The organism is Francisella sciaenopsi, assembly GCF_045862875.1.
Lineage (GTDB): Bacteria > Pseudomonadota > Gammaproteobacteria > Francisellales > Francisellaceae > Francisella > Francisella sciaenopsi.
In genome coordinates this window covers 253,524-277,489 of record NZ_BTHG01000002.1, presented here as the reverse complement: position 1 = coordinate 277,489, position 23,966 = coordinate 253,524, and the positions used below count along the sequence as shown (strand labels likewise).

The following is a 23,966-nucleotide window of genomic DNA, read 5'->3' as shown; positions in this document are numbered from 1 at the left end:
CAAGCATTTACACAGTTAATTGGAAAGAGCTGCATTTTTTTATCATTTCATGATTTTTCTAAACTCAAAAAAAGTCTAGCAAAGTTAAATTTTAGATACAGGTAACTCTTTGAGTACTTATCAAACTTTTGACCAAATTTTAGCTGATTTGGTCTCACCAGGTGTATAATACTTACTCTTACACAACTTCGAAAGGTTACCATATTCACACAGATATTCTTTACCATCATGACTAACTACTGTGCCTGCAACATAATCTCCAATACTATCTGGATATTTATAAGTACTAGAACTAGAAACCATATCTGAATAATTCTTCTCTTCAACTTTTTCCCATACATCTGAACCATACTCACTACTAGGCTCATAAGTTATATTTCTACAAAGATCTGATTCAGGCCCAACTTTACAACGATAAATCTCATCCTTATGTAAAACCTGCGTCCCTCCCATATAGAATTTAATTCCATCGGGATATCTGTAGGTATTAACAGGCAATTCATGAGTGTTATATTTTACATTGTCTAATGATATATCCTTCCAAGCTTTATATGCTTGACTCAACTTAGGATCATACTTCAGACTATTACATAGCTTTTCTTTACCACTCATACATCTAAATTTCTTATTCCCAGATACGACAACCGTCTCATCAGTATAAGTGCCGATCTTATCAGGATAATTTATCTCTGTACTATCTAACTCAATCTGTAGAGTAGTGTCAGTGTTACCGAGCCTAGATTGTTTGATATCTTGAGCAACTTCTTCCCATATAAAATAAGAGAAACTACTATTAGGCGCATAAGATAGGTTGTTACACATATCTATATCTGTTGCTATACATTTATAAGTATGCCCTAAATAGCGAACTTCTGTCCCATATATATATGAACCTAACATATCAGGGTAATCTATATAGTCTTTATCATTAGCCCAACGTATAGTAGTAGCTTTCTTACGCGTTTCCGGTTTTGTTGGTTTTCTATAATTAACTATTCTAGGAAATTCTGCAGCATATATAGCATCTATAAGCTCTTTCGATGCTTCATAGCTAAGTACCGTTTTTTCACTAGGTTTGAAATTAGCTAGTACAAAACCATCAAAAGATGCTTTATTTTCCTTTATTTTATCGATTATTTTATTAACTTGATTACTCTTTAGTTTCTTAGAATCAACTAAAAACACAAGTTTAGAAGAAGGCAACATAATATCTTCATCACCAAGATATTTATCTTTGTTTGCTTCATAACCTTGATCAGTAGTTAGTGCCCAAGCTAATGAGGATATAAATGTAACATAGTTACTTAAAGGACTTACCTCTTTATATTTGTCACCACTTTTTTCATAACTGAAGAATGCATAAGGTGATTTCAAGCTATATGTATCTAAAAAAATGTATGTAATATTATCTAGTCCAACCGCATTAATCAAAAGCACATAACTATCATCATTGTAGATATTTTGCATATCCTTCTTGTTAATTGGAGAAATGATATACTGCCATTCTGGTGAAAAAGATAAAATAAAGTCTCTATCTTTAGATCTAATTGCTTGCACTAAACTCTTAATTTTTGTTGCTGCTTCTTGGATATCATTTTGATTTTTAGGAGTGTTTTTATCTAGGTCAAAATTAATTCCATCAAAACCGTAATATTCAATAAATCTTGCTAACTTATCTGTATCTAACTCGCTCCAATCAATACGAGAGTGTTCATCGCCCATAGATAGTATCACACGCTTACCATGATGATTCATATACGCAATAAAGCGTTTTATATTTTTCTTATCAGCTAGAACATAATTTTTATCAGAGTTATTATTAAAATCAAATACAAACCCTTCTTTATTCAAATCTTTAAAATATGAGATAAATACCATATTATAGACACAAATATCAGGATTTTTCTCACAGTAATCTGAATACTCTGGGATTAGCATACTTAGTGATGTGTTGCTTTTTTGAGCAGAAGATGAATTATTCTCATATACATCACTATCTAGAAATGACAACACACCTCCAACCACAGGTGCATGAGGAGTATTTTTTGACTTCTTGCACTGATTATTATATATACAATTTTTCAATTGCTTAGCAAAACCACCTTCTTTGTGATCATGTAATCCATAACTATCCGGTGAATAATCAAGATTTAGTGAATTACCAACCATTCCTGAGAATCTTACTCTATATTTAAACTTATGTATCTCTGGCAAAAGATTATCAATAGCTTCAACCGTACTTATAGAGTCCGTAGCATTAGTATCAGGATGATATATAGTATTTACTCCTCCAATTAATGCTGTTGTTGGCTCTTCTATAAGTATCTTCGTAGATGTTGGGATGTCATTTTTTTTAATGATGTCTGGATAACTATCTACTATATAACTTGATTTATTTTGTCCCAATTTCCCATATTCTTTTACAATTATATAATCAACATCTCCTGACTTAATTAATTTCGAATAATCGTTATTATTAGCTGATGTAACTAATAAGCCATGATTTACACTAGGATTAATAGCTATCACAATACTTGGATCTATCTTTTTTATCTCTTGTGTAACTTTTACTATGCCATCCGTCCCTATATATTTTGAAAATGAGTAGACTATACCTACAGCCTTATTCACTCTTACAAAATCAGCTATACTTCTTGCGATGCTCTGAATTTTGACATCAGTATCATATATACCTTCAACATTATTAATGCTAATTAAAGTTTTTATATTTTCTTTTTGTGCATCTGCAACTTTTGCTTTTAATATAATAGGAGTCTGTTCTAACTTACGAGTATTAGGATCCAAGAAACCTATTTGATTATCTTTGATACTTGAATATCCAACTATTAATAGATTATAACCATCATCATGAGCTTGCTTAATATTCACTTGTTTTGCAGATACTGGATACCTTAGATCTAAGACACCGGCTATTATTTTATCTGGAAGCCCTTTTAAGTTTCGTGAATTAGTTTCCTGTTGAGCATAAGACAAATAAAAAGATATCAGCAAAAATAATGATACTATTATTTTTTTCATATTATGATTATGTGTTTTTCTAAAAAGTTTAGATAGATTCTATCATAAATAGTCTTATGACACTTAAACATAAAAAATCAAAGATTAAATAATAAGAAAAGATTATATAGAAAATACTAATGAAATAGATTATTAACCAAAATGACCATAACCTACACAATCAAGACGCTCTGTGAAGCCATCATTATACACAAGCTCAATCTTAGCAATCTGATCTAAATACGAACGAAGATCACTAGCACCCGAACCCATGATTGGTGAACTATTAAGAATAGGTGTATGCTGATGATCTCCGATATCAAATTTAACAGGATTGTTTATAAGGTTATTCAGAAGCATTCTTGAGTTAATAACCTCTTCTGCATCATCTTTCTTCGTTATAACAACCTTATCCACCCCTGCATTTAGTCGCATTAACATCTCAATATATCCTGAAATTCTATTTAAGTTCTGCTCTTGAACGTCAGCTTTACACTCTACACCGCCATTTATAATATTAATAGTCTGTCCGAAGCCTGACTCACCAAACTTATTACCAATTTTTACTTTGTTGCCACCTTGAGTTATCTCTATATTTTCCCAATCAGGATCTAGCCCTTCAAGCATACTTGGCTTAACATAAAATTCGTACTCTTTGTTTGGACCACAGTTTTGAAGCCCTCGCTCACAGCCATCATTATAACGTAATGCCATATATGCAAGACCTGTAGCATAACCATACATCCCCGGTCTAGTATATGTACCAACCGTAGTTGTTATAGGGTGTACAAGAATATCAGGTGTATTATATAAAATATACTGATTCCCAAATATTGCTGAAGAATAAAAAATATAATTTTCAGGATAAGAGAGTTGCTTTGCTCCACGACCATAAAACTCTTGACCGTGATCACCAACACTATACCCTGAACATAATCCTGGTATTAGGTTACATGGAGTTTCAACCATCGTTGTCATTGCATATGGTAAACCTGTAAATTTAGAAGCATAACTTCCACCATTGGTCTCCTGAGCAATATTAGCAAAGAATGCTGCCAATTGTCTTTTATTCAATCTTGGATCCTCTGTATTTGCCAAGTCATGTAGCTCAGGATAGTTATTGACTAATAGTTTATATGCATCTATTAGATTCTCAAATGAATAGTACACATCACAACCACTATATGCAGTGAATGCTTCTCTAGCATAACAGTTTTTCTTTCTAGCCATAAACTCTTTATATGCGCTTTCATCATTTACAAAAATACTATACGTATCTCTTGTTGGGAAAAAAAGAGCATTATAGTATCGTTTTGCTTTTTCAAAAGCATTTCCATGAGTGTCTACTTTGCCTTGTAGAGCAGGATCATTTTTTGCAGCGTTTGCAAAAAGCTTAACAATACCGCTATTCATTACAGCATCATCTTCCTTGAAATTAAACTCTTTGATATAGTCAGGATATTTAATTTCAACAGGCTTAACAGGCACAGTCATGGAATCCTTTGCATCTTCAACTGTTATACTTTCAATATTACTAGCATTCAAGTTAGCATTATAAATAGCAACAGTTTCAATAGTTTTAGGGTTTAAGATTAGATCAGTGCTCATAAGTTTAATCATATCTCTAAAGCGACCTATTCTTCCCCCTGGATGTTCTTCAGTACCCTGAAGCTCGTTAGCACTATCATTTAACTCTTTTACTCTAGCATCCCTAGCTTGAGGAGAATCAAATGTTATCTCATCAATGAGATCAAACTCATTCTTAATAGTAGTTAACTCTTTAATAGCTATTTCAAGACTATCTCTTCTTGTATCTAGAATACTTTTCTCTTTACTACTTTCCGCAAATGTAATTTCCAGTTTGCTACCATCAATAATTTTTACACTAGTCTCTGCACCTGGTATTTGAGCAGAAATATGAGGTCCAAAGTCTTCTTTTGCCTTAATTATGATTTTAGATCTAGTCAAATTAATTGCTTTATCGTTGCAATACATTTTTATAACTGTATTACCACCAGTATTCTCGTAGCTATCTATATTACAAGAGTTATCTACTAAGCCTTTTTCTGCCAAAATTGTATTTGGCTCATTTTTTATATATGTGTTTTCTAGATACTTAGCATCTATTTCTACTGGTTCTACTTTCACAGCTAACACAGCATTTTTGCTAACAACTTGTTTCCATGCACTTCCCCATACTTGGCCTTCTCCAGGCTCAGAATAATAAGGAACCATTCTACAATTTACTAGGTCTAAACAAATATAATACTTATCATTATGTTCAACAACATCCGTTCTTTTATATGGATAGTTAGCCTTCCACTGTTCTAAGAATTCGCTCTTATAATCATCTACATCTAAATCTTTAAGCTCTACAGCTGTAAATCCCCATCCTATTGGCGAAGCACCCTCTCCAGCCCCATTTGCTATATAATACTTACCATTGTAAGTTACAATAGCACCTTTAATATAAGCTTTTCCTGACTCCCACTCAGGATAGTCTGTTTTTTTAGCAGCTTCTGCTTTGTCAGCAGCTTCTTTCGCTATCCTATCAGCTTCTGCTTTGTCAGCAGCTTCTTTCGCTATCCTATCAGCTTTAGCTTTGTTAGCAGCTTCTTTCGCTATCCTATCAGCCTCAGCTTTGTCAGCAGCTTCTTTCGCTATCCTATCAGCTTCTGCTTTGTCAGTAGCTTCTTTCGCTATCCTATCAGCTTCTGCTTTGTCAGTAGCTTCTTTCGCTATCCTATTAGCTTCTGCTTTGTCAGCTTCTGACTTAACTACTACAGCCTCTCCTTCATATGTAAAGCCCCAACCAGCAGGCGATGCTCCAACTCCAGCATCATTCGAACTATATAACTTACCGTTATATACAACGATAACTCCTTTACCATAGGCTCTTCCAGGCTGCCACACCTCTGGCTCACCTGAAGCATTACTACTTGTACTACCTGAAGTTGTAGCTTCTGACTTAGTTGTAGTATCTACACTCGTGTTTGAATTAGGAACTACAGCCCATGCCTGACCACCATGAACTCCTCCAGGTGCATATCCCGCACTACTACACCAACTAGCATACTGTTTACACTCATACAAAGTATTACCTACCTTTACTCTATCTCCCGCAGAATAACTACTCCCCGGTGAATACTCAGAATAGTTTCCTGCAAATGCAACACCTGATAGCGACATCGCCACTACTGATGATAATATTTTAAGTTTCATCTTTTAAATTAACTCCTATAACTATTTAAAAATACAGATCACTGATCAAATTAAAATATATAAAATAAGACATATTTAGTCCCTTCACATAAATTCATAACAACCTTACATTATTAAAACTGATATTCAATTATCAAAAATTGACAATGCTTATTAAAAATTACATGACTCAATGTTCCAAGCAATATATAATCAAAATTCAATTGATAAAAATCAAAGACTGATAAGACAAATAGAATCAATATCTAGGGTATAATTCACTGATGAGCATTCAAGGAAAAGCAGTATTTGCACTTTTTATAGTGACTATACTTTGGGGAACAACATTCCCTTTAATTAAGATCTCTCTTGAGTATGTATCACCAGGGCTTTTTGTAGCTTTTAGACTCGGGTTGTCATGCCTATTATTCCTACCTTTAATTTTAAGAGCTAAGTTTAATAATAAGCTCTACTTACTAAAAGTTGGAGCTATATTTGGTTCACTTGAAGGTATAAGTTTTTATTTTCAGACTCAAGGACTATACACCGTTTCATCAAGTGTTTCTGCATTCTTAACAGCTTTGAGTGTAATAATGATTCCTTTTATAGGAAGTCTTTTTAAGGTTGATCGATTAACAATTTACGGGATAGTTGCTTCTGGTGTTTCATTAGTGGGAATATACGCATTATCAGGAGCAAGTTTTGATAACTTTACTATAGGTTATCTCTGGTCAGCATTATGTGCATTGATGTATGCTATATCAGTGGTATATCTTAGCTATGAAACTAGAAAAGATCATCGCAGTGAAGCTTTTAAAGATCTACGCTTACTCATAATACTGCAAGTAGCATTTGGAATACCTATGCCTTTGATAACAGATCTATCATCGTTTATGTATCTTCATTTTAACTATATCTTAATAATCGCTATAGTTTTTTGCTCAATTTCAACAATCACTTGCTATTACTTACAAAACACTTATCAAAAACACCTAAGCATGTCTCAAGTTGCGGTTATATTTTCTTTCGAGCCTATTTTTGCGACAATTTTTGGGAAGCTTATCAATGATGAAAAAATATATTTATCAACTATTATTGGAGGCTCATTAATACTTGCGAGCTACTTTATAATTGAGATAGGAAATAGAAAAAGACAAAAATAAAACAGATTATATCCCCAATTTCATTTTAATTAAATCTAGGTATTAGATCCATGCGCATATTCACAATAGTATAATCACCTGGATTATTTAAACAACTATTATTACTCATAATACAATATGACTCTTTTGCTGCTTTTGTAAATAAAAATTCAAACACTGGTGTATTAACCGGATATTCTTTAGGTATTTTAGTGCTGCCTATAGCTGACTTAAGATTTGATTTAACCAGTGATGAAATAATATCAAACACTCCGTACGAAGATAATATATCATCAGAATAAATATTATCTTTAATATCAGCTATTATCCTTTTTTTATTTTTTGAAGGAATAATACTTATGTCATTATTAATAAAAACCGCATCATCTCCATTACTTAAATAATCTAATCTAATATCTTTTGCAGAAGTAAAGCTTTTAGAATCTTCAAAAGCAGCATCAAAAGTTGAAACTATATAGACACCGTTTTTTCCAAAAGCAGATACCTTAAAATGATTATTATTTGTCATAGATATCAATAAAGCTGTATTATCTTGATCAACTCCTAAACCTATATGCTTATTAGTATCTCTCATAGCTGATATAAGTCTACCAAGACGCCCTCTATCTCCAAAATGAGTATCAGTAATAACTTCATAAGGCAATATATTCAAACCAAACATTTTACCGCCATTTTCCTGATGCTGTATTTCAACTAATTGAGGATTTGAGTTAGTCCTTTGGTCTGCAAAACTGGTACCATCTAATCTACCATCTTTTACTTGTTTCTGTGCAAGACCCTGACTTTGATTAAAATATAAAATACCAAAAGAATCTTTTGCAGAATCATCGACTCCACCAAAAGTCATATTCCCCATAACTGCCATACCAGCAGATGTTCCAACAATTAAAGCGCCTTCATCATAACGTTGAGCTAAAACATTCATTAATGAATTATATGATCCATCATCTTTTAACCATGTTCTTGAATGATATGTCTGATTACCACCATTAAAAAATATAATATCTGCCTGCTCTATGATTTTGGCATTATACCCACCTTGTTCGGTATTAATGTCTGTGTTAGTTTTATAATTATCAATCTGTGCGTTGATATGTGCTGTCACAAAGCCATTGTCTTCAAATATTTTTTTATAGTATGGGTATACTATACTTTCTGCTGCATTTGTATTATCCGCAGCTGATGTTACAACCGCTACTTTAGGGCATTTTGTTGTATTCCAGCTACCACAAGATACTTCTCTATGTAACTGAAACCCTATTGAGTTTGCCATATCATTATATATTGCAGGATATGTGTCATCGAGATTTCCACCAACTAGAAAGATTTTTTTATCTATAGCTTGTGAGCAATTAATCGACAAAACGATTAATGACATCAAAGATATTACTTTTTTCATAATGTATTACAAAACCACAGTTTTATTAGAATACTCTTTAAACTCTTGGATCAAAATTCATTTTCTCTTGCATTTGCTTATAGAGCTCTTTTTTCTCATCAGTATCAGCAAGTGGTAATTTAACATCATAAACAATATAGAAATCTCCATCACCAAGACCTTTGCCTTTGATACGCATTTTACGACCCGATTGACTACCCTCCGGTACTTTCATTTTCTTCTTACCATATGGAGTATCTATCTCCAATGAGGTACCAAGAGCCGCCTCCCAAGGAGCTATATTAACATGCTCATAAATATCATTGCCATCAACTTTATAGTTCTTATGATCTACTACTTCAACTTTGATATACAAATCTCCAGCTGGAGCATTTGCTCCAATGCCTGCACTACCTTTACCTTTGACACGTAGTTTTTTACCATTACCCATAGCTGGTGGTATTTTAACATCTACACTTTTGTGGTGCATGGTTGGCATACCATTAGCACCTGCTTCTTGATAGCTATATGAAACTGTTCTAGAACCACCTTTAATAGCATCCTCAACATTCAAGCGTAAAGAAATATTTATATCTTCACCTTTTCTGGCTCTTGGTTGACCTCCACCAAAGCCTCTTGCTCCAGCTCCGCCACCACCAAAAAGATCTCCAAAAATATCTCCTAAATCCTCGAAATTGAAACTTTGAGAGCCTCCTCCTTGAGAGAAACCTCCAAAACCACCTCCAGCTCCGCCAAAACCGCCTTGCTGAACTTTATCCCAGTTTTCTCCATACGCATCATAGAGTTTTCTTTTTTCTTTATCACCTAAGACATCATAAGCTGTTTGAATTTCTTTAAATTTATCCTCAGCTCCTTTTTCTTTGTTTACATCAGGATGATATTTTTTTGCTAACCTTCTATATGCTTTTTTTAGTTCTGCTTCTGAAGCATCTTTACTAACTCCAAGTAAAGAATAATAATCTGCCATATTTTAAACTCCCAAATACTTTCAAACACATCCAACAAATAAACAATATGGATATATAGTTAATGTTATAAAATTTCCTGCTATTAGATATAGGGATTAATTAGCGAAAAACAAGTGATATGGTTAAATTATCTAAAAATTATTAAGAGTTGAATATATTACTTATTACTAGCAAATGAATATATAAACCCAGCCAATAAAGCCCATGGACAATTAAATATAAGATTAGCATAAAACACATCATCTCCAGCGTTTGATGCGAAAAAGCCATCGCCGGAATAAGGCATTCTTATCATATAGTTAAAAAGTATAACTATTAAAGCCATAACAGCACTTCTTATCCAAATATTCTTTGGGAATGGTGAAACAAGAATTAACGCCCATACACCACCCCATATCATCATACGGTATAGCTCTAGCTTTAGATCTTCATTTAAATTTAAGCCATGAGTTGTAACCAAAATCCAAATAATCTCTATAACCAATCCACTGATTAATCCTGCCATATAGGCAGTAAATACGTTACTTAACAAATCTCTAACACTATTCATAACAGTTTCTCCAATTCTATTGCTGAATCGTCACAATACTATAAATGACACCAGCAAGTATTGCCCATAAAGAATTAAAAACGATATTCATAACAAATACTGCAGTTCCGGCATTTATAGCAAAGAAACCTTGACCAGCTAACGGCATCTTAACCAAAAAATTAAATAATATAACAGCCAAACCAATAACTATACTTTTAATAAGAATATTTTTGGATATCGGTAATGCAAATAATATAGCCCAAACACCACCCCATACCATTAAGCGATAAAGCGTATATTTAAATTCATCATTAAGCTCAACTCCATGCTGACGAATAAATATAAATAGAAAATATAAAACACAGGCACTAATTAATCCTGCCATAAAGCCCACAAAAGTTTTGTTTAAAAAATTTCTCATTATAATTGCTCCTTAATTTTTTCATGACAATAAAATTCATAACAACGATAAAGCGTAGTCCATAAGACTAACAATGTATAAATCAAACCTAGGACAAATACTGTGCTCGGTAATAGAATCATAACTATAAAAAAGATAAATGTTTCGGCTCTTTCAATCAAACCTGGGCTATAGTAAAAGCTTTTAGAAGACTCTTTTTGACTGAATATCCCTACTAGTAAAAAACTACTAATACAAACAATAATAGACATCATCATTAATAAACCAACCCATGCAATATTAAGTTGATTAATAAAAATAACGATAATAATAAAACTCTCTACAAAACGATCACTTAATATATCTAGCATAGTTCCAAATGATGATGAGCTATTTTGTAGACGCGCAACTGAGCCATCTAAAATATCTAGATATCCTGATAACAATAACAAAAAAATACACAAGTATTGATTTATAAAAAATGATACTGCAGCAACTAAACCACAGATTAAAGATAGTATTGTAACCACGTTAGGAGCTATTATAGGCGCTACAAGCTTAGCGACATTATAAACGAAGATTTTCTGAAAAGTTGGCCTGATTTTTTGTTCTATCATAACCTTTTACCAAATACTTTCATTAACAGTCTAACTAAGCGTCTAACTTTGTTACTATATAGCTTCGGTGTGAAATAACTTCCGGCAATTCTTTTATTAAGCTCACTCAAGGTTGGATATGCCACAATATGAGATGCTATATCTTTTATCTTTAGTTTATTTTTGATTGCTAAAGTCCATTGTACAATTAGCTCACTAGCGCTTTCACCAACAATAGTAACCCCTAATATATAACCTTTTTTATTGACCGCTACCTTAACTAACCCATTGGTTGCTAGACTTGCGACTGCTCTATCATTATTTTGATATGACAAATTCAGAACTTTTGCACCTTGATCTTGAGCTTGTGAGATATCTTGACCAACATACGCTATTTCTGGGCTAATATATATAGACCATGGCAAGCTACTATAATCAACTTTTGCAGGTAGCTTAAATAAGATATTTTGGATCACTATACCAGCATGATAGCCAGCCACGTGAGTGAACTGATACCCTCCGGTGACATCGCCTATAGCATAGATATTTTTATGGTTTGTTCTCAAGCGCTTATCAACCTCTATACCTCTAGAGGTATACCTAACACCCACATTATCTAAATTTAACTTAGCTAAGTTTGGCTGTCTCCCAGCTGCAACTAATAAATGAGAACCTTCGTAGTACTTATCGCCACAACAAATATTTATCTGTTGATTTTGCTGTTCAATCTCTGTGATATTTACATTTGTAATTATGTTGATACCTAGACGATCAAATTCCTTAATCACAACTTTGCGACATTCACTATCAAGCATACCTAAGATAGTATCTGAAGCTTCAAAAATTGTAACTTGGCTACCAAGCAAAGCATAAGCTTGCGCTAACTCTACACCTATGGGTCCACCACCGATAATCATTAAATGTTCTGGTTTTTCTTTAAGCTCAAAAATTGTTTCATTGGTTAGATAATCAATTGTATCTAAACCTTTAATATTAGGAATACTTGCTCTTGAACCTGTAGCTATAACAATATATTTAGCCTTGATAATATTATCACCCGCCTTGACTGTATAGCGACCAACTATCTCCGCATGTTCTTGGATAACTTTGACCCCTAATTTCTCAAAACGTTCGATTGAGTCATGTGGCTCTATTTTTGCTATAGTAGCTTTGATATGTGCTTGCACCTTAGCGTAATCAATATTTATGCTATCTACATTTATGCCAAAATCAGGAGCCTTATTTAATTTTGCAATAACTCTTGAAGCTTCTATGATCGCCTTAGATGGCACACAACCATAATTAAGACAATCACCTCCCATCTTACCACCTTCACAGAGAACTACACTTGCACCCATTTGTACTGCACCAGCAGCTATAGAAAGTCCGCCGGAACCACCACCTATAATACAAATATCTGTTTTAATCATAGCTACTTTCTCTTTTTAATAATTACTGGAACAATTGACAGTACTGCCAAGGCTATTAATGGCAAAATAAATTGTGGCTCTAATATGATACCTAAGTTAATATCTGCTCCTTGCTGAATTACATAAGCAAAGCTTGTACCAACCCATACATAAACAACACTACCAGGAATTATCCCCAGTAGTGTTGCCCAAAAAAAATCTCTGAATTTCACACCAAACATACCCGCTGCGATATTTATAATAAAAAATGGAAATATAGGTATCAATCTAAGTATTAATAAATAGTTAAAGACATCTTTTTCAAAACCTCGTCGCATTTTTTCGATACTACCTTTAGCCTTGTTTTTTAGCGAATCTCCCAACGCTATTCTAACAGCAATGAAAACTACACTTGCTCCTAATGTTGCAGCCAATACAACAATAATTGAACCCAATACCAAACCAAATAGTAAACCACCTAACAAAGTCATAATAGTAGCCCCTGGTATAGATAATGCTACAACAACTATGTATGCAACCGAAAACACTAACACACAAGCTAAAAAATGCTGATTAGCAAAGTCTAATATTGTTTGATAGTTATTTTTGAGTGCTTCAAGAGATAAATATTGCTGCCCACCAAAACTAAAGAAAGAGATTATGCCAATGATTAGTACTGCTATTGGAAAGAATTTATAAAATTTACTATTTGCCATTACTTCGCTATTATCTAATGTATCTAAATTACATAATATACTTATGCTCAAAGAAACTCATCAAATTTATTTAGCTGCAATTAACAAAGAAAATTATAAAACAGTATTCTATGCTGAAGAGATTAAAACTCCTATTGGTAATCTCATTGCTATTGCTGATGATAATTACCTATATGCTTGCTTTTTTATTAGTGATTCAAATATCTATGCTATAGAAAAATTATTAAAAACTTATAATGCAAAGATATCATTCAAAACAAATGACATAATCAACCAAACTAGAAATCAGCTTGATAAATACTTTAACAAAGAATTAAAATCATTCTCTATCCCCCTACAACTAACAGGCACTGACTTTCAAAAACAAGTTTGGCACGAACTGATAAAGATCCCTTATGGGGAAACTATCAGCTATCTTGAAGAAGCTACAAATATCGGTAAACCAAGCGCTTTTAGAGCTGTAGCTAATGCTAATGGTAAGAATTTATTACCGATAATTATTCCCTGTCATCGAGTAATCAACTCCAATGGTAAACTTGGTGGCTATACTGGTGGATTAGATAAAAAAGAGTTTTTGTTAAATCTAGAATCTAATTAGCGATTAGAAGTAACTATTGCATATAAGATTTTATTACAAAATTCTCTTTCTATGTAACCAAATCCATATCAATGGAATTGCGATAATTACAATATCCGCGACAACCAAAATCATTGTGTATTGGAAGACATTTTTAACATGTGAAAATGCTGGTGGAAATAATCCAAGTATAAAGCCTAACATACACATAAATATTGCAACTAATGACATAGTTACGAGTAGCCAATTAGAGTTTCTTCTACCTACATGAAATACTCGATGAGTATGTGGTTGTGTAAATCTAAGTCTAATCGCCGCGGCAAAAACCATTATCCACATAACTACAGTAAACTGTGATGTAATAGCAATTAATAATGCGAATGCTGCATATACTGATGGCATTACTAAAAATACAGATGATAACACTAAAACTATCAGAATTTGTATTACAAGCATATTTACTGGCATACCAAATCTATTTTTACCAGCCATAATTTTTGGGAAAAGCTCCTGTTCTGCTGCTGTCTGCATACCACGAGCAGGCCCTAACACCCATGTACTAAGAGCCGCTAACATACCCAAACTTATCATTATCACAACTACTGGCTTAACATTGCCCAAGCCTATTATGTTTAATACTTGTGAGATACCCTGTATCAGACCATTTAAAACATTAACATCTTGTACAGGAATAATAATAGTTAAACCAACTGTTGTTAAAATAGTTAATGATACGATTATCAAAGTAGCTATTAGTATTGATTTTGGAATATTTTTCTGAGGATTTTCGATATTCGTCATATGGAAAGCTACTGACTGAATACCAGAATATGATGACAATGTCTTAACCAAAAGAGCATAAGTACCTACAGAAAATACTGGTAAAAGATCACTAAAGCCATGATATTCTAAATTACTTTGCCCAGTAACTAAGAAATATACTGCACCAGAAACTAATAGTATTCCTGGAATTATCATACCAAATACTGCACCAATAATATTTAGCACAACAACTTTTCGTAATGGTAAGCAGTTAAACAAACTTATAACGATAAATACAGCAACCATCACCAACCAAAAAGTAACACTTGTTTGAGTATTCTCAGCAAAACCTCTAAAACCAATATATGAAAATGTTGCAATTAGTGCTGTCACAGAACTTGGGAAGCCTACCACATTATTAAACCACTCTAACCACATTGCAAGTACACCGGCTTTTTCACCAAGACCTGCCTTAACCCAGCTGAATACACCACCATTATTTTGCGTTATCATACTACTAAGCTCAGCACAGATAAGCGATGTTGGTAACAAAAATGTAACTGCAGCAATTAGATAAAAGAAAACACTCTGTAAACCTATTGTTGCCATATAAGCTATCGAACTTAAACTAATTATCGCTGAGATATTTAGCATTGTTAGCGATAGTGTCGAAATTTTTTTGTTAGATATATGCATAATTCAAATAAACCTTATATAAAATACTCTTGAACAGTTGGTCTTAAATTGTATTCACTAGCTAAAACCTTACCATAAGCTCCTGCTGAATATATTGCTAATAAGTCACCACGCTTTATTTTAGGAAGCTGATAATATTTTGCAAATACATCACTGGATTCACAGATAGGCCCAACTATATGATAATGCTGCTTTTCATCGACACTTTCATCGACCAAAGCCTCAATCTTATGTTGTGCTTGATACAATGCTGGTCTAATAAGCTCTGTCATACCTGCATCTATAATCGCAAAATGAGTATCTTGAGTCACTTTATTAAACAATACCTGTGATACAAGCACCCCTGACTGTGCGACTAATGATCTACCAAGCTCAAAGTGTAATTTAACATCATCACAGTACTCAAAAAATTCTCTAAATCTAGCAAAATAGTTATCAAAGTCTACTATAGGATTCTGTTGTGGATTTTGATAATCAATCCCCAAACCACCACCAAAATTAATATGTTCAATATCAATATCATTTTGCTTGAGAAGTTTTATATGCTCATTTGTAGTTATAGCTAATGATTGAAAAACCTGATAGTTCAATATCTGTGAACCGACGTGGTAATGCAACCCTATAATACTTATGTTGCTAAAGCTTTGAAAATCATTTTTTAACCAGTTAAGAATATTATCAAAAGCAATACCAAACTTATCATCAAATTGCCCTGTACTTATATAATGATGTGTCTGTGCATCTATATTTGGATTTACGCGTAAGCAAATATTTACCTGTTTATTCTTCGAGGATGCTATTTCATTAATGACTTCTATCTCTTCTAAAGACTCACTATTGAAAGCAAAGATATTATTATCAATAGCTAACTCAATCTCCCAATCAGCTTTGCCAACCCCTGCAAAAACAATATGCTGAGGATCTACATTCTGCTCAAGTGCTCTTCTAATCTCGCCGCCACTTACACAATCAATCCCCATACCATATTTCTTAGCGATATTTACTATCTTTGAATGATGATTTGCCTTAATTGCATAATGAATCTCAGCGTTTTTGAAATTTTTATCTAATGCTTTTTTTGCACTAGCAAATGTATCTTCTAAAAGTCTACTATCATATATATAACATGGTGTCGTGAGTTTATGCTCTTTTATATAATTAGCTAGTCTTACTTTATCAAAAGCTATATAGTTACTCATTTAATTATCCTTTTTAATATAAAATCGGCAACTGCCAATCATTTTGTACTTGTTTATAAACATCTTGAGTTAATTGCACCAATATAGGATTTTTACTCACATCCAAATAAGACTGAATCTCTCTAATATCATCCTCTGCTGTAGCAGTACATCCTTCTGTACCTGTCGTCGGAGACTTCCAGATATGCATAAAAATACAAGAGCCTTTTTTGGCTATCGCTGGATTAGTATTGTACAAAATCTCTATACCATATTTATAGATAGCAATCTCTGACATATTTTCAGCTGAGAGCCAATCTTTATCATCAATAAGATTACTATTAACTATCTGGTTATAGTATTTTGAATTACTATCATCAACACACTCGATTCCAGTTTTTAGCTGTACATATTCAACTGCTGAGATATTAGCAAATCCAAAATTTTTACCAATATCGAAAATACCTGCTGGTGATTTACTATCGCCTTCTTTTTTTAAATCTGCATATGCTAGACTTTGATATACGTTATCCGCCCATGTTAAGCCATTCTTACCAACTACCACAGCAGTTGCTGATTTCTTTGCTAACCAATTATTTTGATTGTCTTTTTCAAAAAACCAAAGCCTCCCTGATACACTCTGCCATTTTGATGTAGTTACTACAATTAATTGCTTAGCCTTTGGTATTTTTTGTACACTTGGATTTTGACTAACCATTTTTGCCCTCCTAAACTATAATTTCAATCAATAAATAAATTTAAAGAATAAGAGGTTTCCGCTTAGTGTATGTTTTATGGTTCTTTGGTATTAATAAATAATTTGTTTTGAAATAAAATTTTGAAATATACATACACTATTCTCCTACTGTTAGAGGTTCCAAATACGACTCATAAAGTTATAACCAAATGACATACTCATGCTCTATTCCTTTTGGTTTAATTTAACGAAAAATATCATTTATCTAATTAGACTAAACAATAATCAATTTTTTGTAAAATATTTTTATATATGAAATTAGATTATTTGATTTTTATTAATAAAATATTATTATAAAATCATGTTAATTAAGCCAAGTTCGTTGTAAACTGATTTGGTAAAATGCAAACTTGTACATGTAGGATATTCTCTTATATGATTCATCATGAAAATTCATGAGTGAGTCTACCTCGTATATAAGAAATATTCTAAATAAATTTTCAAATCACAAAGGAGATGCATAAATGGATGCTCAAAAATATATTGATAGCGTAATCGCTAAAGTAGAAAAAAGAGATGGACATGAAAAAGAGTTCATTCAAGCTGTGAAAGAAGTTTTTTCTACTCTTAAGCCAGCATTAGAAAAAAATCCAAAGTTCATCGAAGAAAATATTCTAGAAAGAATCGTTGAGCCAGAAAGAGGAATTACATTTAGAGTTCCATGGATTGACAGAGATGGCAATGTTCAGGTTAATAGAGGTTACAGATATCAATTTAATGGTTCAATAGGTCCTTACAAAGGTGGTATTAGATTCCACCCTAGCGTATATTCTGGAATCATTAAATTCTTAGGTTTTGAGCAAATATTTAAAAACAGTTTAACTACACTTCCTATGGGCGGTGGTAAAGGTGGTTCTGACTTCGATCCTAAAGGTAAAACTGATGCAGAAATCATGAACTTCTGCCAAAGTTTCATGACTGAATTACAACGCCATATCGGTCCAGATATCGATGTTCCTGCAGGTGATATCGGTGTTGGTGGTAGAGAAATCGGCTACATGTATGGTCAATACAGAAGAATCCGTGGAGCTTTTGAAAACGGTGTATTAACTGGTAAATCTCTAGAGTCAGGCGGTAGCTTAATTCGTCCTGAAGCTACAGGTTATGGCGCTGTTTTCTACTTACAAAACATGCTTAAACATGATGGTGAAACTATGCAAGGTAAAACTGTTGTAGTTTCTGGTTATGGTAACGTATCTTGGGGTGTATGTAAGAAAGTTGCTCAGTTAGGTGGTAAAGTTGTTACTATCTCTGGTTCAAAAGGTTTCGTACATGATCCAGCAGGTATCACTACAGAAGAAAAAATTGATTTCTTATTACAAATCCGTGAAGGCAAAGTTTCTATGCAAGATTATGCAGAGAAATTCGGCGCTACTTTCCATGCTGGTCAAAAGCCTTGGGGAGTTAAAGGAGATATCGCTATCCCTTCTGCTACTCAAAACGAGATCGATGTTGAAGATGCTCAGAAGCTTATCGATGCTGGTGTTAAATATGTTGTTGAAGCATCTAACATGCCTACAACTAACGAAGCTATCGAATTCCTAATGGAAAAAGGTGTAATTCTAGCTCCAGGTAAAGCTGCTAACGCTGGTGGTGTTGCTACTTCTGGTTTAGAAATGTGTCAAAACTCTGCTAGAATAGCTTGGACTGCTGAAGAAGTAGAAGCTAAGTTAGAGCAAATTATGGCTAATATCTTTGATGCTTGTAAATTCGCATCTGAGAAATATGGTCTTGGCTACAACTTAGTAGCTGGTGCAAACCTTGCAGGTTTTGAAAAAGTAGCTAATGCTATGATCCAACAAGGTAGATATTAATATCTAAGAATATATTACTTATATACTGCTAGTGACTATTCAATCACTGGCAAAATCTGCTAAAATCATTCTCTCAAAGTTCTTTCTTAAAAACAAATTGATTAAACAAGATAACTTTACGACTAATAATTATCAGCATAAGATAAGAATGCTTGTATTACTTTCATTCCCGATACTAATGGGTATGAGTATAGATTTATTTGCACCATCCTTACCTGGTATTAGTGCTTCTCTTAATACAACTGCTTCTATTTCAAAAATGGTGATATCTATATATCTGATAGGATATGCTATAGGTAATCTCCTAATAGGTATCATTACTGATGGTATAGGTCGTAAAGTTCTACTTAGGACATCATGCGTACTATTTGTCATAGTTAGCTTATTACCTACTCTAATACCAAATGAATATGTATTGCTAGGCTCACGATTTTTTCAAGGATTTCTGATGGGATCAATGGGAGTTGTTACTCGAAGTGTTTTTTCAGATATTCTGCCACCTGAAAAGCTTCTAAAACTTGGACCAACAATGGGATTTTTATGGGGATTAGGACCTATAGCAGGACCTATAATCGGTGGTTTCTTACAAGATGCTTTTGGTTGGAAATCTGGATTTTACTTCTTTAGTATCGTAGTAGCCTTGCTGACAATATTAGTTTTTATCTATATCCCTGAAACGCTTAGCAAAAAATCAAAACTAAGCACAACTAAAATCAAACAAGATATAATAGAAGTTATAACTAATAGAGAATTTATGACTCTCTGTGTAGCCATGGGAATAGCTTATTCACTTATCATTAGTTTTAATACTTTAGGCCCTTTTTTAATTCAAGATGTAATGGGATATTCTGCTGCTTACTTTGGTAAATTAGCTATATTTTTAGGCTGTGCCTTTCTACCAGCACCGATACTTGGGCGTAAATTATTAGATCATTACTCTGTTGGTAAGATATTTTTTGTAGTTATCCATTTATTCATAATCTTAACTGCTATTTTCTTTATAATTAGCTTGATAAACAATAGTATATCTTTGATTATTATTGCTACTATGGCTGTTTATTTCACATGTGGATCAATCTTTCCACTATCGATGGGAAAAGGTATCTCAATGTTTCGACATATCCCTGGAACTGCAGCAGCAATTATGTATTTTGTGAATATCTCAATGACTAGTTTAACATCATTTTTACAGAGTTATGTGCATGCTCATAATGTTACAAACATTATAAGTATTTACTTGGTTTTAATGTTTATAATTGTTGGGTTATACTGGTATAAACTAAAGGATCTTTAAATTTCATGTCTATCAAAAATTATGATGTAATAATAATTGGTGCCGGTGCAGCTGGGCTTATGTGTGCTATAGAAGCAGCTAAAAGAGGTCGTAATGTACTGGTATTAGACCACGCCAATAAAGTAGGCAAAAAGATTCTAATGTCTGGTGGAGGGAGATGTAATTTCACAAATTACAATATCGCAGCGGATAGATACTTAGCTGATAATCAGCACTTTATGAAATCTGCACTATCAAGATATACTCAATGGGATTTTATCAGTCTAGTTAGTGAATATAATATTCCTTATCATGAGAAGACTCTAGGCCAACTTTTTTGTGATAACAAAGCTAAAGATATCGTTAATATGCTGTTAGATGAATGCCAGAAGTATCAAGCTAAGATACAGTTGTATACGACTATTGATGACATTACAAAAAAAGAAGATGTGTTTTATATAACAACCAGCGCTGGTAAATATATATGTCAATCACTAGTGATTGCTACTGGTGGGTTATCTATACCTACTATGGGTGCAACTGGATTTGGTTATAAAATCGCCAAAAAATTTGGCTTAAGAATTAATCCTCAAAGAGCTGGTCTTGTGCCTTTTATTTTCAACTCAGAAGATCAACAAAAATTTGGACAATTACGTGGAGTATCAACTTACTGTAGAGTTACTAATAATCGAGCAAGTTTTGATGAAAATATACTTTTTACACACAAAGGATTAAGTGGTCCAGCAATTTTACAAATATCATCTTATTGGCACTCGGGAGAGAGTATCGAAATTAATCTTTCCCCAAATGTAAATATTAGTGATTTTTTAACTTCAAAAAAAGAACTAGGCTCAAAAGTCATTCTAAAAAATACTCTATCGGAACTGCTACCGAAAAATCTCATTAGTACATTTTTTGAAAACCAACTACTCGAAAAAAGAATATGTGATTTATCTGCAGAACAAATAAATAAAATTCACCAACAGCTCCATCAATGGATAGTATACCCACAAACTACAGAGGGCTATCGTACAGCAGAAGTTACATTAGGTGGTATTAGTTGTGATGAAATATCATCAAAAACTCTTGAAGCGAATAAAGTCAAAGGTTTATACTTTATTGGCGAGGTTATTGATGTAACTGGATGGCTAGGTGGATATAATTTTCAGTGGGCTTGGGCTTCTGGATGGGCATCGGGACAAGTTGTATAAATCTAATCGCTAAGCTATAATTAACTAAATATTTTTCGGGTCAAATATTTTAATATGAAAATACCTAACGAGAAAGAATTCGCTATAAAAAAAGCTATTCTAAAAGCCATTGAGCAAGGCTATAGCGTTGCTCAGTTAGCGGATGGTTTTGGAGTCTCTAGAAGCCTGATATACAAATATCGTAGAGTACTTAAAGATCAAGGTTTCATCAGAAAAAATGAAAATGATATGTATATCATTACTGAAAATAAATTTTCTACGAAACCAGAAACTCCTAAGACCGCTAGTCTTGATCTAAAATATGCTGAGTTAAGTGACCCTGATACTTATTCTGAACAAAATCAACCTATCGAAACTGTAGATAATGAAACTTTTTCTGATGAAAGTCATCAGCAAGATAATAGTTTAGCAACTATAGAATCAATTCAAGATTCCGTAGAACAAATGAAAAGACTTAATGAACTCAAAAAAGCTAATAAATTAAGAGCAAAAAAAGGGTTTTTGAATAAGGTCTTTGGAAAAATTAAAAAAATTATTTAGTAAAGGAACTACCATGTCAAAACTTATAGAAAATATTGCGGAATTTGCACATAAAAATCACATATCAGAAGAAACTGTAAAAGAATTAATTACTCATTTTACTAATGATGCTGAGAAAATTCAGAAATTTATTCTAGAAAAAACAGAATGTATTTTTGATGCTAACATTAGAGATTTAGAGCTTAAGGAAGCTCTTAAGAACCTTAAATAATACTTTTCTTCTGAAAGAATTCTCTAAGCTGCTTGTTTTTGGCCAGTATTTCCCAAATTCTTCAATGAGTTTTTAGCATTAACAATATTTGGACTATAAATATCCTTAGAATCTTCTAGAGCCTTTCTTACTGTACTTATATCATGCTCCGGAAACTGCGACTCTTGTAAATTAGCATATAACAACGCAATAATACCAGCAACATGAGGAGTAGCCATAGATGTACCCTGCATATAACCATACTCATAATTATTTAGTGTAGAATAAATCTGTGCTGTTTTGCCATAATTATAACTATCACCACCAGGAGCTCTAACAACCAGACTGTTTACTCTCCATTTTAGAATTCCATCCGGAGCATAGTATGTAGAGTAAGGTGCCAATAATCCTTTTGGTCCTGTAGATTCAACAACTATCGCATTTATATCTCTACAGCCTGATGGTATGTCATTAAATAAGTTTTTACCATCATTACCTGCAGCAATAACTACTGTTACACCTCTTTGATGTGCAGTCTGAATAGCCTCTTTCCATGCTGGGCATAGTGTACCCATATAGTTATCTCTCCACTCATCTTGACTAACTATAGGCTGTCCAGTATATGGATCAATCCTAGACATTCCCAGACTTAGATTAATAACTTTAACGGGTGCTTTGTTGTTCTCTAAATATTGGCCACTACTATTTTTTGCATATACCTGCGCTCCAGCGGCCCATTTGACAGATTCTAATATAGCATAAGTATCACCACTACCATCATCTCCTAGAGCTCTAATAGGCAAAATCTTAATACTATCTATTGGCCCTGCCACACCTTTGACTTTAGGGCCATTTGCAGCAACTGTTCCTGCTACATGTGTGCCATGAAAGCTGCCATTATCATAGATATTACTAGATATTCTAAGCTCTCTATTTTTCATAAAAAAATAATAATGCTTATAATCTCTATCTATCTTTTTTGATATATCTTCAGGAGCGGCATAAGCTAATCCTGAATCAATTACTGCAACATCAACTCTCTTTGAGTTATCTAAAACCAAGTCCCATGCTCCGTATGCATCAATTCCACCAGTGACTTCTTTGGGGCTATGCATATCCCATTGTTGTCCCCAACTTATGATGTTATTTTGAAAGTCAGTTGTATTAGTCGCTTGTGTATTATTTAAATCATACGCATACATTTTTGAATTTTTTGGGATAGCATATTCAACATTGGGGCTATTATCCATAAAACTTTTAGCCGCTGCATAAGTATCACTATTTGATACCCTTTGAGCTGCACTGCTTGATTGAGTCTTTAAACTAGTAGTAGTTGGCTGTAAAGGCTGACCATCGCTTACTTTTACAATTTTTGTTCTTGAATCTATCTCTTCAAGGACTTGATAATTTTGAGCTTGGCTAGTACCTACAGCATTAGCACTAAATACAGCTCCATTTTTATTTTGATTATCTTTATATTTAACAATTAGCTCAATATCGTTTGCATACGCTGAGGCATACAGAGAAGCTCCTATTAAAAATATTTTCTTAAACATATTTTATGTC

The 23,966-nt window shown here is 33.2% G+C and carries 20 protein-coding genes; 7 read left to right on the top strand and 13 right to left on the bottom strand.

Going from position 1 to position 23,966, the window contains the following annotated elements; genetic code table 11:
- Nucleotides 1–120: 120 nt before the first annotated feature.
- Together ACKTR7_RS03840 and ACKTR7_RS03835 are read right to left on the bottom strand one after the other, a co-directional pair.
- Nucleotides 121–3,039: a glycoside hydrolase family 18 protein gene (locus ACKTR7_RS03840; protein WP_407877093.1), complete on the bottom strand. Its 2,919-nt coding sequence runs from the start codon at nt 3,037–3,039 to the stop codon at nt 121–123.
- A 132-nt stretch (nt 3,040–3,171) separates the two neighbouring features.
- Nucleotides 3,172–6,240, bottom strand: coding sequence for a glycoside hydrolase family 19 protein (locus ACKTR7_RS03835; protein WP_407877092.1), 3,069 nt, complete (start codon nt 6,238–6,240; stop codon nt 3,172–3,174).
- A gap of 263 nt (nt 6,241–6,503) precedes the next feature.
- On the opposite strand from ACKTR7_RS03835, the gene ACKTR7_RS03830 reads away from it, so the two are divergent.
- The gene (locus ACKTR7_RS03830) at nt 6,504–7,382 is read left to right on the top strand and encodes a DMT family transporter (protein ID WP_407877091.1); all 879 of its coding nucleotides are present in this window, start codon (nt 6,504–6,506) and stop codon (nt 7,380–7,382) included.
- A gap of 25 nt (nt 7,383–7,407) precedes the next feature.
- On the opposite strand, the gene ACKTR7_RS03825 is transcribed toward ACKTR7_RS03830, so the two are convergent.
- The 7 genes from ACKTR7_RS03825 to ACKTR7_RS03795 form a co-directional block, all read right to left on the bottom strand.
- A complete protein-coding gene (locus ACKTR7_RS03825) occupies nt 7,408–8,781 on the bottom strand; it encodes a cyanophycinase (RefSeq protein ID WP_407877090.1) in 1,374 nt (457 codons plus the stop codon).
- A 37-nt stretch (nt 8,782–8,818) separates the two neighbouring features.
- Entirely contained in the window at nt 8,819–9,748 is a 930-nt protein-coding gene (locus ACKTR7_RS03820; RefSeq protein WP_407877089.1) for a DnaJ C-terminal domain-containing protein, read from the bottom strand.
- A gap of 158 nt (nt 9,749–9,906) precedes the next feature.
- Entirely contained in the window at nt 9,907–10,299 is a 393-nt protein-coding gene (locus tag ACKTR7_RS03815; protein ID WP_407877088.1) for a membrane lipoprotein, read from the bottom strand.
- A 16-nt stretch (nt 10,300–10,315) separates the two neighbouring features.
- Entirely contained in the window at nt 10,316–10,702 is a 387-nt protein-coding gene (locus ACKTR7_RS03810; protein WP_407877087.1) for a membrane lipoprotein, read from the bottom strand.
- The gene (locus ACKTR7_RS03805) at nt 10,702–11,298 is read right to left on the bottom strand and encodes a CDP-alcohol phosphatidyltransferase family protein (protein ID WP_407877086.1); all 597 of its coding nucleotides are present in this window, start codon (nt 11,296–11,298) and stop codon (nt 10,702–10,704) included. Before ACKTR7_RS03805 ends, ACKTR7_RS03810 begins: the two co-directional genes overlap by 1 nt.
- Nucleotides 11,295–12,707, bottom strand: a complete 1,413-nt coding sequence (locus tag ACKTR7_RS03800) for a dihydrolipoyl dehydrogenase family protein (protein ID WP_407877085.1) — start codon at nt 12,705–12,707, stop codon at nt 11,295–11,297. Before ACKTR7_RS03800 ends, ACKTR7_RS03805 begins: the two co-directional genes overlap by 4 nt.
- Before the next feature lie 2 nt (nt 12,708–12,709).
- The gene (locus ACKTR7_RS03795) at nt 12,710–13,402 is read right to left on the bottom strand and encodes a TVP38/TMEM64 family protein (protein WP_407877084.1); all 693 of its coding nucleotides are present in this window, start codon (nt 13,400–13,402) and stop codon (nt 12,710–12,712) included.
- Nucleotides 13,403–13,445: 43 nt separating this feature from the next.
- Here ACKTR7_RS03795 and ACKTR7_RS03790 point away from each other — a divergent pair, with 43 nt between their 5' ends.
- Nucleotides 13,446–14,000: a methylated-DNA--[protein]-cysteine S-methyltransferase gene (locus ACKTR7_RS03790; RefSeq protein WP_407877083.1), complete on the top strand. Its 555-nt coding sequence runs from the start codon at nt 13,446–13,448 to the stop codon at nt 13,998–14,000.
- 33 nt (nt 14,001–14,033) lie between these two features.
- On the opposite strand, the gene ACKTR7_RS03785 is transcribed toward ACKTR7_RS03790, so the two are convergent.
- From ACKTR7_RS03785 to ACKTR7_RS03775, 3 genes are read right to left on the bottom strand one after another with little or no spacing between them, the layout of a single operon-like run.
- A complete protein-coding gene (locus ACKTR7_RS03785) occupies nt 14,034–15,437 on the bottom strand; it encodes an APC family permease (protein ID WP_407877082.1) in 1,404 nt (467 codons plus the stop codon).
- A gap of 14 nt (nt 15,438–15,451) precedes the next feature.
- Nucleotides 15,452–16,636: a diaminopimelate decarboxylase gene (gene lysA, locus ACKTR7_RS03780; protein ID WP_407877081.1), complete on the bottom strand. Its 1,185-nt coding sequence runs from the start codon at nt 16,634–16,636 to the stop codon at nt 15,452–15,454.
- Between the two features lie 13 nt (nt 16,637–16,649).
- Complete coding sequence (locus ACKTR7_RS03775; RefSeq protein WP_407877080.1) at nt 16,650–17,333, bottom strand: L,D-transpeptidase family protein; 684 nt, start codon at nt 17,331–17,333, stop codon at nt 16,650–16,652.
- A gap of 503 nt (nt 17,334–17,836) precedes the next feature.
- On the opposite strand from ACKTR7_RS03775, the gene gdhA reads away from it, so the two are divergent.
- The 5 genes from gdhA (at nt 17,837) to ACKTR7_RS03750 (ending at nt 22,421) form a co-directional block, all read left to right on the top strand.
- Nucleotides 17,837–19,186 carry an NADP-specific glutamate dehydrogenase gene (gene gdhA / locus ACKTR7_RS03770; protein ID WP_222830515.1) on the top strand — a complete coding sequence of 450 codons (1,350 nt, stop codon included), beginning with the start codon at nt 17,837–17,839 and terminating at the stop codon, nt 19,184–19,186.
- 148 nt (nt 19,187–19,334) lie between these two features.
- Nucleotides 19,335–20,480, top strand: coding sequence for an MFS transporter (locus ACKTR7_RS03765; protein WP_407877079.1), 1,146 nt, complete (start codon nt 19,335–19,337; stop codon nt 20,478–20,480).
- Nucleotides 20,481–20,485: 5 nt separating this feature from the next.
- On the top strand, nt 20,486–21,670 hold the full coding sequence (locus ACKTR7_RS03760; protein WP_407877078.1) for a BaiN/RdsA family NAD(P)/FAD-dependent oxidoreductase: 1,185 nt from the start codon (nt 20,486–20,488) through the stop codon (nt 21,668–21,670).
- A gap of 54 nt (nt 21,671–21,724) precedes the next feature.
- A complete protein-coding gene (locus ACKTR7_RS03755; protein ID WP_407877077.1) occupies nt 21,725–22,210 on the top strand; it encodes an FTL_1293 family small RNA FtrC-regulated protein in 486 nt (161 codons plus the stop codon).
- Nucleotides 22,211–22,223: 13 nt separating this feature from the next.
- Nucleotides 22,224–22,421: a hypothetical protein gene (locus tag ACKTR7_RS03750; RefSeq protein WP_044527160.1), complete on the top strand. Its 198-nt coding sequence runs from the start codon at nt 22,224–22,226 to the stop codon at nt 22,419–22,421.
- A 23-nt stretch (nt 22,422–22,444) separates the two neighbouring features.
- Here the strand turns inward: ACKTR7_RS03750 and ACKTR7_RS03745 are convergent, their stop codons facing one another.
- Complete coding sequence (locus ACKTR7_RS03745; RefSeq protein ID WP_407877076.1) at nt 22,445–23,956, bottom strand: S8 family serine peptidase; 1,512 nt, start codon at nt 23,954–23,956, stop codon at nt 22,445–22,447.
- Between the last annotated feature and the right edge of the window lie 10 nt (nt 23,957–23,966).